We start from the raw sequence: 794 nt of genomic DNA on the forward strand, positions 1-794 counted from the left end.
ACGGGTGTAACGAACCCGCATATTCCCAACATCGCCAAGGCCGTACAGCGCCAGTGGCATGTAACGCCGGCCACGGTGATGCCGGTGCCGGTACCGGGTGTGTCGCTTACCTTCCACTACAACGACGCTACCGACGTAGGCGGCTCCTTCAACACCGGCATGGACGTAAAGGTGTGGCACTACCTCAACGGCGTGTGGCAGCCGGCCTCCGGCGCGCAGACCCCCACGGGCACGCCCGGCGGCATGCGCTCGGCAACGGCTACGGGCGTTACGTACTTCTCGCCCTTCGCCATCTCCAACATCGATGCGCCGCTGCCGGTGTCGCTGATGACCTTCACGGGCAAGCGTGTGAATGGCGTCAACGAGCTGAAGTGGGTCACGGCTTCCGAGTCGAACAACCGCGGCTTCTCGGTGGAGCGCTCCACCGACGGCAGAACGTATACGAGCGTAGGCTTCGTGGCCTCGCGTGCACAGGGTGGCAACTCCAACTCGATCCAGAACTATAGCTTCATCGATAATCCTTCGGCAGGCTCAGGACAGGCGGGCCGCAAGTGGTACTACCGCCTGCGCCAGGAGGACCTCGACGGCCGCACGAAGCTTTCCACCATCGTGGTGCTGAGTGCCGACAAGAGCGGTAATCTTGTAGTGGACGGCGTGTACCCGAACCCTGCCAAGGGTGCGGTGAGCGTGCGCCTGCAGGGCGGTGCTGTAGCTGGCAACGTGCTGCTGCAGCTCACGGACATGCAGGGAAGAACGGTGAAGGTGCAGTCCATCGCCCTCGCTGCCGGTACGTC

At 63.5% G+C, this 794-nt stretch carries 1 protein-coding gene; it reads left to right on the plus strand.

The features are described 5' to 3' along the window. On the plus strand, nucleotides 1-794 hold a 794-nt coding region (locus tag ABD937_RS23460; RefSeq protein ID WP_345258502.1), incomplete at both ends, for a hypothetical protein.

This window comes from Flaviaestuariibacter amylovorans (genome assembly GCF_039541815.1).
Classification (GTDB): domain Bacteria; phylum Bacteroidota; class Bacteroidia; order Chitinophagales; family Chitinophagaceae; genus Flavisolibacter; species Flavisolibacter amylovorans.